A 12,801-nucleotide genomic window follows, 5' to 3' on the forward strand; every position below is an offset into this window, starting at 1 on the left:
TTACTTATATTGCTGATCGCTTCATCGTTTACAATTTTTAATGATTGTTGACCTTCTCTTGCATATGTCAGTGAATAAGATCAATGCACCAACACACCATCTCAGTGGTCAGGCTTTTTACATGCGCCTGCAGGAAGCGGCCAACAGGCCATCTCCTACAGAAACACTACGACAGATCCGGCAATTGCTGGAACAGCTGTTCCGCTATCTTACAAGGGAAGAAACGCGCAGTTTCGGCAACCTGTTTGCCCGTATGCAATTCTTCTTTGATAAATATCCCGTTCCTGCTGCCTTGCAGGAACAACTCACTGCCCTCCGCATCCACACACACAAAGCTGTTATTGGCACACTGATAGCAGACAAACCGCTATCACTCATCTGCATACAAACGATGGCCAATGCCATCCGGCACTTTTGTGAAGTTCCTGTTCCTGCAGTACTTGTGGAGCATTGCCTTCCTGTAGAAGGAAGCATGCTGGCCTATGCGCCCCAGCTTTCAGCAGCATTAGTGCCACAACTGAAATGCCTGATCACGGATGTCGGTCCTCTGCAGAAAAGATCTGATCAGGCGCCGTATTTCATCCTGGGTTGCCGCAATGACGACCTGGGAAGCTTCCGGCTGCTGGTCTCCGAAAGTGTGCAGGCACACACCACGCTGTTACAGGCACAATTGCGGGTTTATGACACCGTACATATCCTGCACTGTAGTAAAACAGAGGAGCCGGGCTTATATGAAGCAGTAACTACCACCAGGATCATCCTGGAACCAGACCTCCTGGTGGATATCAGCGATCTGGCAGAATGTTTCGGAAGGCAGGGCGCCGGTAAACTGCTTTACCTGGTAAAAAAGCTGGTGCCACAAACACCCGGCCTTGCCGCTTTTAAGGGGAATGTGGTAAACGCCCTGCTGGACAATGTACTGCGCAATCCTGAGATGGACCTGCGCCAGTCATTCGTTGAAGCGGTGGCAGACAATGTATTGCAGGCCGCTGCTTATGGCCGCGTGGAACTAAACAACATGTTTGCCGACATTCGCACAAAACACTGGCCTAACCTCTTACAATCCGCTGCGGAATTACATGATCGCCCTGTTAGGATAGAACCCACCTTTTTCTCGGCCTTATATGGCCTGCAAGGTCGATTGGACATCCTGGCAGAAGATGATACGGATCCATTGCGAAAAGAGATCTTCGAGCTGAAAAGCGGTCGTTCTCCTGACTATGGCGCCTGGAAGAATCATGAGATGCAGGTAGTAGGATATAACCTGCTGCTTCAATCCGCGTTTGGCGACGAACGACGGGGCAGCTCCGCTATTTTATATTCCGCCGCCAGCGATACCCCGCTCCGCAATGTGAGCAGTAACCGGCCGGCAGAAAATGAGTTGCTGGCGCTTCGTAATGAGGTCGTTTCCCAGCTCCTTCGGCTGGCGGCAGGTGAATATGCTATTCTGGACCAGATCACAACAGCCGCTGCAGAAGGCCTTCCATCTTTCAGCGCGGTACACTTCAGCGCTTTCGAAGAGGTCTATACGACAGCGTCGCCCTTATTGCGAACCTATTATCAGCAATTCCTGTCCTTTCTGCTCCGCGAATACCTGCTGGCCAAATGCGGGATGTATTCGGCGCCAGACCGGGAAGATGATTCCGAAGGCTTCGCGGCCCTCTGGCTACTGTCTGAACAGGAAAAACTGGAGCGTTTTAATATCATTCCGGGATTGCAATTCCGCCATTTTGATGCAGAAAGCAGTACGGTGGTTTTCAATATTCAAATCCCGGTCAGCCATAATTTCCGTATTGGCGATACCGCCATCATTTACCCCCGCTCTCCGGAGGGCCTGTTCCCCCTGCGGCACCAGGTGCTGAAGGGCAGGATAGATGCCATGGGAAAAGCCAGCCTTACCTTTTCACTCAACAACCGGCAGATCACCCACGACTTTTTTGGTCAGCAGCAATTGTGGGTCATCGAACACGATATCTATGAATCCAACTATTGGGTGGCTGCCACGGCTTTGTTTCATGTACTGGAGCCCCGTTTTGCCCAACGGATGGAATTACTGCTGGGACAGCGGGCGCCTGGCGCCGCGCCGCTGACAGCGCCATGCCCGCCGATGTTCAACAGTAATCAGCAGGCTATTTTGCAGGCAGCCCTGGAAGCGCAGGACTATTACCTCATACAGGGGCCTCCCGGCACAGGTAAAACATCAGCATTATTAACAGCATTGGTCTCTTCCCTGGTAAACAAGGGCGACCAGACGGTGATTGTTGCTTTTACCAATCGTGCCGTGGAAGAGATCTGCCGGAAGCTGGAAGATAAGGGCATCCCTCATCTCCGCATGGGTAGCCGTCGTTCCGCTACTGAGCACCAGTTGCGCCGGTTTTGCCTGAGCGGAGATATTGAGGGCGCCGGAAAGTTTGTCATGAACCAGCGCGTATTCGTAGGTACGGTGGCAACAATGGCTACACGTCTTCACCTGTTGCAGATGCTGGGAGTAAGAATGGATACGCTGATAGCGGATGAGGCATCCCAGCTCACCGAGCCGCAGTTACTGGGCCTGCTGATGCCTTTCCGCAAGTTTATCCTGATAGGTGACCAGAACCAGTTACCACCGGTCGTTGCGCAGGCAGATCAGTTCTGCCACAGCCAGCATCCTTTGCTGATAGCCCAGGGGATTACAGACCTGCGTTGTACTTTGTTTGAACGCCTGATCCATACATGCAAGGCCATGCAGTGGCATCATGCATGGGGTATGCTGAACACGCATTTCCGAATGCACAATGATATAGCGTCTCTGATCAACCACTACTATGCCGGACAGCTTTCTGCCGGTAATCCGTTACAATCCCAGCCCTACAATCCCGGCGAGTATACGGCCACCGACAACTGGTCCCATATCCTTTGCCGGGGACGAACCCTGTTTATCCCCAGCCCACATGAGCCTACTTCCAAGATGCATCGCACGGAGGCACAACAGGTAGTGTCCCTGTTACACCATCTGAGGCAACGGTATGGCCATGGGTTCAGTAGTGAGACGGTTGGAGTGGTAACGCCGTGGCGTACACAGATAAGCCTTATCAGGGAGTTAATAGGCAATGACGATGAGCTGCAGGCCATCAATATTGACACGGCGGAACGGTTTCAGGGGGCAGAAAATGATATTATTATCGTCTCGCTGGCAGTGTACCACCCGGTACAACTGGGACAGTTACAGAACCTGGGGGCATTCCACTGGGAAGACAGCAGGGTAGAGGTTGACAGGAAATTGCTGGTAACGCTTTCCAGGGCCAGGCAGCAGGTGATCATCATGGGGCATGAGCCGGTATTGAGGGCAAGCAGTCATTATACCGGCTTGCTGAACAGTATGACGAGGTGTTCATAAAAAAAGCCATCTGTCATGAAACAGATGGCTTGTATGTCAGACAACATCATATGATCATTCCTGGAAAACCAGGCTTTAATCCAGGGTTACATGGCTCCAGTTTTCACCGCTCTTTATGCGGTAGAGTTGCATTTCGCTGATATCAAACTGTTCAGCGATCTGCTTCATTGTTTTTCTGCCGGGCTTTGCCAGCAGGCGTTTAATACTTTTTACTTTGGTAATGTTCAGCTTAAGCCCCTTTACACGGTTCCGCTGCTTTTCCTTGTAGGCCAGTTTAGCAGGACTGAACTGCTGGTGAGCTTCCATTTCTTCTTTGGTTGCCCATTGCAGGTTAGTGGCTTTGTTATTTTTCTTATCGTAATCAATGTGGATAACGTACTTGTAGTTACGTCCCGGTTTTTTATTAAACAACTTTGCGACTTCCCGGTGCAGGTAAAGGGACTGGTAACTATCCGCCGGCTTTACATTCAATACTGTATAGCCCTCTACCGTGGAACCGGACAACAATTTCCCGTCTGAAATATCTTCGTAATAGCTGATCACTCTTCCCATGTTAGATACTGCATACTTTTTACGCAGGGCAGATTTATTTTTAATCTGCAAGTCTTTCCAGACTTCATTCTTCAGATTTTTAATCGTGGCCATGTGAAAGAAATTTAATAGTTGAACCTGGGGTTTATCCGTAAACGTTACAATCTGCTACTTCATTTTTTGCTGGCAGTAGGTTTTGGTCAGTAAGGGGGGATGTCCGCTCAATTATATGATCTTTGTAATGCAATGCTATCGAATCTAACACTTCTTCCACAGCTGCCAATGTACTGCAAGTTACTAATTGCTGCCTGAATTCTTTTATATGAGGTAACCCTTTCAGGTAATTGGTATAGTGTCGTCTCATTTCAAGTATTCCTACAACAGCGCCTTTCCACTGCACTGAATGCCTCAGGTGTTTTTTACATACTTCTACCCGTTCCAAAACAGATGGGGGAGGCAAATGTTCACCCGTTTGCATAAAATGTTTTATTTCATTGAAGATCCATGGATATCCGATGGCGGCTCGTCCGATCATCACTCCATCTACTCCGTATTTCTCGCGGGCTGCAATGGCCTGCTCCGGTGTACATATGTCCCCGTTACCGAATATAGGGATATGAATACGTGGATTGTTCTTGACCTTTCCGATCAATGTCCAGTCGGCATTACCTTTATACATCTGTGTACGGGTACGGCCGTGGATGGTCAGTGCCTGGATACCGACATCCTGAAGGCGTTCCGCCACCTCTTCAATGTTTTTCGTATTGTCGTCCCAACCCAGACGGGTCTTTACGGTCACCGGCAAACGGGTTGCTTTTACGACAGCGGCTGTCAGCTTCACCATCTTGGGAATATCTTTCAGGATACCGGAACCGGCTCCTTTACACACCACCTTCTTCACCGGGCAGCCGTAATTGATGTCCAGCAGGTCAGGGTTTGTGGCTTCCACTATCTGGGCGGCCATTGCCATTGGCTCCTCGTCTCCTCCGAATATCTGGATACCCACAGGTCGTTCATAATCAAATATGTCCAGCTTCTGCCGGCTCTTGATGGCATCACGTATAAGTCCCTCCGAAGAAATGAACTCTGTATACATCAGGTCCGCCCCGTTTTCTTTACACACCGCACGAAAAGGCGGATCACTAACATCTTCCATTGGAGCAAGCAACAGCGGAAAATTGCCCAATGTTATATTTCCAATCTTTACCATTTTATCATTTGTAGGCTGACCTCCTATTCCGGTAAATCCGGAAACCAATTGTCAACTCGATTTCGCACTGTAAATTTACGCAAATTTAATCTATGACAGGCCGTTTGAAGCAATATCCGCCATCATTACAGTTCGCAGCATTTATTGGGTTATTCCTGCTGTTCTCAGTCCTATATCTTTTTTTCCTGGTTTTTGTATTCCCGGCCATTAGCGGTTACCCTTTGACGACACTTCAAAGTGACCTGTATGCCGCAGAAAAGGCCTTACACCCTGTATCCCCTAAAGTTCTCGGCTATTTGAAATTAACGCAAATTCTATACAGTTTAGTAGTTTTTTTGCTGCCTCCGGTATTTTTTACCTTCCTGGTGACCAACCGCCCTGCCAAATGGCTGAGAGTAGACAAGAAACCCCGTTTCCTGCCCGTCATATTAGCTTTTCTTATTATGATAATGGCCCTGCCATTTGTGAGTTACACCGGCGACTGGAACCATACCTGGCCCTTTTCCCCTGAAACCAGGAAGCTGGAAGAACAGACGGACATACTGATGCGGGGCCTGCTGACGATGTCGGATCTTTCCGGCCTGCTCATTAATCTGATGCTGATTGCCGTTCTTCCGGCTATCGCGGAAGAATTCTTTTTCAGAGGGGTTGTACAGCGCCTTTTCATCAAAATGATGCCGCAGCTGCCCTGGCTGGCCATATTTATCACCGCAGTCTGTTTCAGTGCCATTCATATGCAATGGATGGACTTTATTCCCCGGGTGCTGCTGGGCTTTCTCCTGGGCGCTATCTATTACCTGAGCGGCAATCTCTGGCTGTCTATACTGGGCCATTTCCTCAATAATGGCCTGCAGGTTGTGATGGTCTATCTTTACCAGGCGAAAATGATAAAGACGGATCCTATGGTGTCTACACCAACCGAATGGTATATTGCCGCACTCAGCCTGGCATTGACCATCGGGGCTATCTGGCTGTTTGATAAACAGACCACGCCCGGGCCACAGGATCCTAATCACCGGGAAGACTTTAACGACAATATTGAATCAATCGGGAAGTAATCGTACTTTAGTCCTAACAAACAGATTATTATGGAAAAAGACTGGGTGAAAATTTATTATACCAATCAGGTGTTCCGGGCAGAAATCATCAGGGGGATGCTGGAAGAGAACGGGATCAATGTAGTGCTGATCAACAGGCAGGACTCTACTTACCTGACCGCCCTGCCGGGCATGGCAGAGCTGTTTGTACACAACTCCCAGGAAGCCGAAGCCAGGCAACTGCTGACCGAAGCCGGAGACCTGTCCTGATAGTAGCTGCCATTTTCCGCTTTAACACAAATTTTTGTAAAACAACTGCCTTTTCAGCATGAAAACTTTCTTTACCCGCACAGCAACAGCACTGGTTTTTGTAGCCGTGATGCTTGGCGGGATCCTTTATAGCCCTTTTACGTTCTTTCTGCTTTTTTTCCTGATCAATTTCTTTGCATTACAGGAGTATTTTAAGCTCATCCGCCATGTGGATCCGGACTATAACAATATTTCCGGCTGGCATAAAACCGGGCTGCTGGTAGCCAGCTGCGCGCTGATCATGGCCTTTACAGGAGAGCATTTTTCCTCGTCTGCCAACCTTTCCCTGGGCTTCCTTGGCTGGTGGCTGACCATCATATTCCTGCTGATCATGCCCATCGGGGAAATATTGCTCAGCAAGGATTTTTCCCTGAAAAACATGGGCTATTCCGCGCTGGGCCTGGCCTATATTACACTTTCCCTGGGCCTGCTGGTGCATCTGTGCCTGAACTATGATACTATCCGTTTCACTGATACGGCTACTGGTACCGGCCCCGGCTGGCTTATTCCATTATTACTGATCGCTTTTATCTGGATCAATGATACAATGGCCTATATTGTTGGCTCTCTGATAGGGCGTACCCCTTTTGCGCCTGCCATTTCTCCGAAAAAGACCATCGAAGGCACTGTGGGAGGTATGATACTGGCGGTGGCTGCCGCCGGCGTATACGGTTATTTCTGGGGCAGGGAATACCTGGCATTACAGCATTGGCTGGTACTGGCCGCTATCGCCGCCATTTTTGGCACCGCGGGCGACCTCATCGAGTCAAAACTGAAGCGTATGGCGGGTGTCAAAGATTCCGGCAGCATCATGCCGGGGCACGGCGGCTTTATGGATCGCTTTGATTCCCTGCTGCTGGCAGCTCCCTTTGCCTGGTTGTACGTACATTTCTTCGCAATGATTTAACTTCGCACCAAATACATAACAACAATGAAGATCCACCGAGAAGGATTAGCTACCATTTTACTGACCTTTGCTGTTCTTGCCCTGATCAATGGCGCCGTTTTCTACTTTTTAGGACATATGCCGCTGCTCTGCAGGATCGTGGCTGCCTTTTCCCTGGTACTGTTCCTGTTTATCATTTCCTTCTTCCGTATTCCTAAACGTGAAATGAAACTGGATGAATCCCTGGTGATTGCTCCCTGTGACGGTAAGGTAGTAGTGATTGAAGAAACCTATGAACCTGAGTATTTCAAAGACAAACGCCTGCAGGTATCCATCTTTATGAGCCCTGCCAACGTGCACGTGAACAGGAACCCGATCAGCGGACAGGTGAAATTGTCGCAGTACCATGCAGGTAAATACCTCGTAGCATGGCACCCGAAATCTTCTACAGAGAATGAACGCCATACCGTAGTGATCGGTAATGCAAAAGCAGATATCCTGGTAAGACAGATCGCCGGTGCATTGGCCCGCCGTATCGTGAATTATCTGAAACCTGGTATGCAGGTGACCCAGAATGAAGAACTGGGCTTTATTAAATTTGGCTCCAGGGTGGACATCTACCTGCCGGTAGGCACCCAGGTCAACGTAGCGCTGGAACAGGTGGTACGTGGTGGTCAAACTGTGATCGCTACCATTTAATTGCTTATTTTTATCAGCATAAACAGAAAGTCATGAAAAAACTGATCTTAGGAGCGAGCGCTGTATTACTCTTCGCGGGCGCTGTATTGGCCCAGGAAAAGACTAAGGACGCTTCCTGCTGTAAAAAATCAGCGACTGCTGCTGCATGCTGTAAAAAAGACCAGGCAGCAAAAAGTAGCGCCTGCTGCAAACAACCCAGTAAAACCGCTGCACTGCGCACGGCTGCCGCAAAACCGGCAAAACCAGCGCAGACTGCTACTGCTGCCGCAGTAAAACCATCCGGAAAATAGAATCAGTATAATAACAGGAAGTCCCATCTTCATTGCAATAAGCAGTTGAAGATGGGACTTCCTTATTTTAAGCAGCTGCCGTCTTTACAGGATCGTTTTTAGTTCGTGCAGGCTGTTGATGACAAAGGTCGGCTTCAAATCGCCGGTAGCTGGTACCAGCGGGTTGAAATACACCTGGTCAATGCCCGCATTAAATGCCCCGATAATGTCAATATCCAAAGCATCCCCGATCATGATACTGCTGTCTGCTGTAGCGTCTGCCTTCGTAATGGCATAGTCGAAGATCTCCCGGTAAGGCTTCAGGCTGCCGGCAGATTCAGAAGTGATCACGTGTGTGAAAAAATGATCTATCCCTGAACTTTTCATCTTACGCAGCTGGGTTTCTTCAAACCCGTTGGTGATCATATGCAGGGGATAATTCTTTGCCGCCAGGTATTCCAGTACCTCTTTCGCATGCGGAAAGAGGGCCGTCTGGGTAGGCAATTCCTCCAGGAACTGTGTGCCCAGCGCTTCGCACAATTTCTCGTCGCCGATCTTAAAATCCAGTAATGTAAGCCGGAAACGTTTACTGCGGAGATCATTCCGGGTGATATATCCCTTCCGGAAACGGTCCCAGAGTTTCTCATTATACACCATGTACACCTGATGAAATTCCTTAAAGGATGGCACCCCGCGGCTTTCCAGCTTATGTGCGTGGTATAGTTGCTCTAATACCAGGTAGGCATTGGTTTCAAAATCCCATAGGGTATGGTCCAGATCGAAAAATATATGTTTGTATTTCATTTTCCTGCACTTCCTTAATCAGCTACAAAGATACTCATTACGGGGGGATGCACATTTTTTACTATTTTCCGTATCCCTTAATCACAAAATATGAACGCAGTAATTACCGGCGCCAGTAAAGGAATAGGAAAAGCAGTTGCGGAAAAGCTGGCCAGAGAAGGATTTAACGTAGCCATCTGCGCCCGGAACGCAGTCCACCTGGAAAAGGCAGTAACAGATATCCAGGCGGTAAACCCCTCGGTCGAAGTACTTGCCCGTTCCGTAGACATGGGGCAGAAAACGGCTGTACTGGCATTCGCAGAAGAGATCAGGAATACTTTCAACACTGTGGATATACTGGTCAATAATGCCGGCATATTCATCCCGGGCGGTATGCAGGACCAGGAAGACGGATTATTGGAAAGCATGATGTCTGTTAACGTGTACAGCGCCTATCACCTCACGCGGCAACTATTGCCGGGAATGAAGGCCAATGGAACGGGGCATATTTTTAATATGTGTTCTACTGCGAGTTATACATCATATTCCAACGGAGGGGCCTACAGCATCACAAAGTTTGCTTTGCTTGGCTTTTCCCGGAACCTGCGGGAAGAACTGAAACCTCATAATATCAAAGTAACATCCCTGAGCCCCGGGCCAACCCTGACAGCTTCCTGGGAGGGTTTTGACGCTCCCCCGGGCAGAATGATGGAGCCGGAAGACGTAGCAGATCTCCTATGGGGTGCATATACCTTGTCAAAACAGGCCGTTGTGGAGGAAGTTATCATGCGGCCAATGCTGGGCGATATTGCATAAACCCTTTACCAGCAAGCACTTCCACGATTATATTGATTATTTTTTTAACTAACTTTTAACTGGCTATTCAGCACCAACAGGGCTGGCTTTGGCTAAATTTGTTTTGCATTATGAATGTCACTACTGTTAGTATAAAGAAGTTTGTATTATCCCTGCTCTTTTGCCTGGGCGCAGTTGCCTGCATACAGGCACAGGAATTCAGGTTCACTACCTCTGTCAGCAATAACAGGGTAGCGCTGGACGAGCCGTTCCAGATACAGTTCATGCTGGAAAATGCGCCTAATGTTACCAGTTTTACGCCTCCGTCATTTAATGACTTTGAAATACTGCAAGGGCCATCCCAGATGCAGGGTCAATCCATTATGAATGGCCGGCGCTCGGAATATATAGCCCTTATTTATGTGATACAGCCTAAAAGGGTGGGTAACTTTACCATTGCCGGCGCCACTGCGCGTTCAAACGGGAATGTTGTCCGTTCCAACCCTGTTACCATAGAAGTTGTAAAGGCTAACCGTGGCGGGTATCAGCAAACACCTCAGCAGTCAACGCCGCAGAGCGGCTTTCCGCCATCCCGTTCACAACGTCAGCAACAGCAGGATGAAATGGAAGGTGTATTGAGGAATGGGGAAGACGTGAATGCCAAACTGCGTAAAAATATTTTCGTAAAAGTAGATGTGGATAAAACCACTTTATATGAAGGTGAGCAGCTGACTGCTACTTATAAACTATACACCCGCCTTCCCACTAACTCCAGCGTTACCAAGGTGCCGGCATTCAAAGGCTTTTCCGCGAAAGATATTGAGCTGCCCAATCCTCCGCAGGCGTCTGAAGAAATAGTGAACGGCGTACGTTTCAAGGTGTTCACCATCCGTAAAACGCTGTTGTTCCCTTTACAGTCAGGCACCCTGGAGCTCGATCCGGTGGAAGTGGATAACCACGTAAAACTGGTTAAACTCGTTAAGAACGGTAATAACAAGAAGGCACGCGATCCTTTTGCGGACCTGTTCAATGATCCGGGCTTTAAAGATCCTTTCGATGATCCTTTCTTTGACGACTTTTTCAATCGCCCGGAAGTAACCTACGAAGATGTTCCCTACAAAGTCCAGACAGCGCCACTGAAAGTAACCGTTAAGCCGCTGCCTGTGGATAGTCGCCCGGCCAGTTTTACCGGCGCTGTGGGTAAATTCAACATGACGGCAAGCATCGACAAGCGGAATCTCACCACAGACGATGCCCTTACGCTGAAGGTTGTAGTGTCCGGCCAGGGTAATGTGAACCTGCTGAACGGGCCCAAAGTGGATATACCTGCCGGTTTTGAAAAATATGATCCTAAAGTGACTGACAATATCGAGAAGAACAGCAATCCGCTGTCCGGCTCACGTCAGTTCGAATATGCGCTGATGCCCCTGGAAGCAGGCGATCAGACCATTCCGGCTGTGGAGTTTTCTTACTTCGATGTAGCCTCCAACAGCTATAAATCGATCCGTTCAGCACCTTTTTCCGTGCATGTCACTCCGGGAAAACAGACGAAACGCGATAAAGAAGACTTCAGCGTAAACAGGAATACTATTACCTCCAATTACAACGGAGTGCTCAACTGGGTGAAGGAAGGCAGGTTCCTGCTGGTCAGCCCGTTATTCTACATCCTTTTGCTTGTGCCAGTTCTTTTACTGGCAGGCGCCCTGGTATATCGCCGCAGGCTGAACTATCAGCAAAATAATGCAGCGTTCCTCAAACACCGTTATGCTAATAAAGTGGCACTGAAACGACTGGAACTGGCGGCGCGTTATCTGAAGGAAGGAAAAGACAAGGCTTTCTATGAAGAGACTTCCCGTGCTATATGGGGTTATCTCAGTAATAAATTGCATGTTCCTTTTGCAGACCTCAGCAAACAGCTTATACAGGATAAACTGACCCGGCAGCAGGTGAGCGTACAATATACGGCCCAGCTGTTTGACCTGCTGGACGATTGCGAGATGGCGCTATATACACCAATGCATAACAACGATAAAATGCAGGGTACTTATCAGCAGGCCGTATCAGTGATCAGCCATCTGGAAGATGAACTGCAAGGTGTAAAAAGTGTTGTGTAAACTCAGGTAACTATAACGGATGAAAAGAACATTAACAGCTATCTGTGCTTTCTTTGTGCTGGTATACAACGTTTCAGCTGCTGCTCCGGAACAGCAACAGCAGTTTGAAAAGGCCAACCAGCTTTATAAACAGAAACAATACACTGAAGCCGCCGGTATCTATCAGCAACTGATTGACGAAGGCTATCACCAGCCGCAATTGTTCCTTAACGCCGGCAATGCCTGGTATAAAGCCAATAAAACCGGCCTGGCAATATATAACTATGAGAAAGCGCTCGGAAAGGATCCTTTCAATAAATCCGCCCAACATAACCTGTCCGTTGCCAATCAAAGGGTAGAAGGATATGTAAATGACCTCCCCCTGTTGTTCTTTCAACAGTGGTGGCTGCAGCTGCAACATTTCCATAGTCCCAATGGCTGGGCCACCGGCGCCGTTATTTTCTTCTGGGTGCTGATAGCGGGCATTATTGCTATGCTGATCGCTCCATCTGTTAAACCCTCATTGCTGCGGTGGGGGACAGGGGCGGCATCGCTGCTGTTCTTCCTTTACCTTACAATGGGCATCAGCACCTACGTCACTGCCAATGCACACGACGAAGGCATTATCATGGGTGCTGCTGTGAAAGTGAAAGCGGCTCCGGACCAGGGAAGTAAAGATATATTCGAACTGCACGAAGGCGTAAAAGTGCAGGTAACCGATGCTACACAGGAATATTGTAAAATATTGCTGCCGGATGGCAAGACCGGCTGGCTGGCTTGTGCAGAGATTAAGAGGTTGTAGAGAGGCTGCAA

At 48.7% G+C, this 12,801-nt stretch carries 12 protein-coding genes; 9 read left to right on the forward strand and 3 right to left on the reverse strand.

Annotation, left to right across the window (positions count from 1 at the left end; genetic code table 11):
* Positions 1-64 precede the first annotated feature (64 nt).
* Positions 65-3,376: a DEAD/DEAH box helicase gene (locus MYF79_RS03305; RefSeq protein WP_247812543.1), complete on the forward strand. Its 3,312-nt coding sequence runs from the start codon at positions 65-67 to the stop codon at positions 3,374-3,376.
* A 75-nt stretch (positions 3,377-3,451) separates the two neighbouring features.
* On the opposite strand, the gene MYF79_RS03310 is transcribed toward MYF79_RS03305, so the two are convergent.
* Together MYF79_RS03310 and dusB are read right to left on the reverse strand one after the other, a co-directional pair.
* Positions 3,452-4,021, reverse strand: a complete 570-nt coding sequence (locus MYF79_RS03310; protein ID WP_247812544.1) for a helix-turn-helix domain-containing protein — start codon at positions 4,019-4,021, stop codon at positions 3,452-3,454.
* 31 nt (positions 4,022-4,052) lie between these two features.
* Positions 4,053-5,117: a tRNA dihydrouridine synthase DusB gene (gene dusB, locus MYF79_RS03315; protein ID WP_247812545.1), complete on the reverse strand. Its 1,065-nt coding sequence runs from the start codon at positions 5,115-5,117 to the stop codon at positions 4,053-4,055.
* Positions 5,118-5,413: 296 nt separating this feature from the next.
* On the opposite strand from dusB, the gene MYF79_RS03320 reads away from it, so the two are divergent.
* The 5 genes from MYF79_RS03320 to MYF79_RS03340 are packed head-to-tail and all read left to right on the forward strand — an operon-like array spanning position 5,414 to position 8,338.
* Complete coding sequence (locus MYF79_RS03320) at positions 5,414-6,175, forward strand: CPBP family intramembrane glutamic endopeptidase (protein ID WP_247812546.1); 762 nt, start codon at positions 5,414-5,416, stop codon at positions 6,173-6,175.
* A gap of 30 nt (positions 6,176-6,205) precedes the next feature.
* Positions 6,206-6,424, forward strand: coding sequence for a DUF2007 domain-containing protein (locus tag MYF79_RS03325; RefSeq protein ID WP_247812547.1), 219 nt, complete (start codon positions 6,206-6,208; stop codon positions 6,422-6,424).
* Positions 6,425-6,482: 58 nt separating this feature from the next.
* The gene (locus MYF79_RS03330; RefSeq protein ID WP_247812548.1) at positions 6,483-7,370 is read left to right on the forward strand and encodes a phosphatidate cytidylyltransferase; all 888 of its coding nucleotides are present in this window, start codon (positions 6,483-6,485) and stop codon (positions 7,368-7,370) included.
* 24 nt (positions 7,371-7,394) lie between these two features.
* Positions 7,395-8,048, forward strand: coding sequence for a phosphatidylserine decarboxylase family protein (locus MYF79_RS03335; RefSeq protein WP_199654309.1), 654 nt, complete (start codon positions 7,395-7,397; stop codon positions 8,046-8,048).
* 32 nt (positions 8,049-8,080) lie between these two features.
* Positions 8,081-8,338 carry a hypothetical protein gene (locus MYF79_RS03340; protein WP_247812549.1) on the forward strand — a complete coding sequence of 86 codons (258 nt, stop codon included), beginning with the start codon at positions 8,081-8,083 and terminating at the stop codon, positions 8,336-8,338.
* 84 nt (positions 8,339-8,422) lie between these two features.
* On the opposite strand, the gene MYF79_RS03345 is transcribed toward MYF79_RS03340, so the two are convergent.
* Positions 8,423-9,121 (reverse strand): YjjG family noncanonical pyrimidine nucleotidase, encoded by a 699-nt coding sequence (locus MYF79_RS03345; RefSeq protein WP_247812550.1) that lies wholly within the window; start codon positions 9,119-9,121, stop codon positions 8,423-8,425.
* 90 nt (positions 9,122-9,211) lie between these two features.
* On the opposite strand from MYF79_RS03345, the gene MYF79_RS03350 reads away from it, so the two are divergent.
* From MYF79_RS03350 to MYF79_RS03360, 3 genes are all read left to right on the forward strand, one after another.
* A complete protein-coding gene (locus MYF79_RS03350) occupies positions 9,212-9,916 on the forward strand; it encodes an SDR family oxidoreductase (protein WP_247812551.1) in 705 nt (234 codons plus the stop codon).
* Positions 9,917-10,026: 110 nt separating this feature from the next.
* Positions 10,027-12,009, forward strand: a complete 1,983-nt coding sequence (locus tag MYF79_RS03355; protein ID WP_247812552.1) for a BatD family protein — start codon at positions 10,027-10,029, stop codon at positions 12,007-12,009.
* Between the two features lie 19 nt (positions 12,010-12,028).
* Positions 12,029-12,790 (forward strand): SH3 domain-containing protein, encoded by a 762-nt coding sequence (locus MYF79_RS03360; protein ID WP_247812553.1) that lies wholly within the window; start codon positions 12,029-12,031, stop codon positions 12,788-12,790.
* The last annotated feature ends 11 nt before the right edge of the window (positions 12,791-12,801 follow it).

Origin of the sequence: Chitinophaga filiformis (genome assembly GCF_023100805.1) — a bacterium.
Classification (GTDB): domain Bacteria; phylum Bacteroidota; class Bacteroidia; order Chitinophagales; family Chitinophagaceae; genus Chitinophaga; species Chitinophaga filiformis_B.

Coding starts and splice junctions, on each gene's coding strand:
- MYF79_RS03305 (WP_247812543.1), top strand. CDS start 65: ATGTCAGTGAATAAGATCAATGCACCAACACACCATCTCAGTGGTCAG.
- MYF79_RS03310 (WP_247812544.1), bottom strand. CDS start 4,021: ATGGCCACGATTAAAAATCTGAAGAATGAAGTCTGGAAAGACTTGCAG.
- dusB (WP_247812545.1), bottom strand. CDS start 5,117: ATGGTAAAGATTGGAAATATAACATTGGGCAATTTTCCGCTGTTGCTT.
- MYF79_RS03325 (WP_247812547.1), top strand. CDS start 6,206: ATGGAAAAAGACTGGGTGAAAATTTATTATACCAATCAGGTGTTCCGG.
- MYF79_RS03330 (WP_247812548.1), top strand. CDS start 6,483: ATGAAAACTTTCTTTACCCGCACAGCAACAGCACTGGTTTTTGTAGCC.
- MYF79_RS03335 (WP_199654309.1), top strand. CDS start 7,395: ATGAAGATCCACCGAGAAGGATTAGCTACCATTTTACTGACCTTTGCT.
- MYF79_RS03340 (WP_247812549.1), top strand. CDS start 8,081: ATGAAAAAACTGATCTTAGGAGCGAGCGCTGTATTACTCTTCGCGGGC.
- MYF79_RS03345 (WP_247812550.1), bottom strand. CDS start 9,121: ATGAAATACAAACATATATTTTTCGATCTGGACCATACCCTATGGGAT.
- MYF79_RS03350 (WP_247812551.1), top strand. CDS start 9,212: ATGAACGCAGTAATTACCGGCGCCAGTAAAGGAATAGGAAAAGCAGTT.
- MYF79_RS03355 (WP_247812552.1), top strand. CDS start 10,027: ATGAATGTCACTACTGTTAGTATAAAGAAGTTTGTATTATCCCTGCTC.
- MYF79_RS03360 (WP_247812553.1), top strand. CDS start 12,029: ATGAAAAGAACATTAACAGCTATCTGTGCTTTCTTTGTGCTGGTATAC.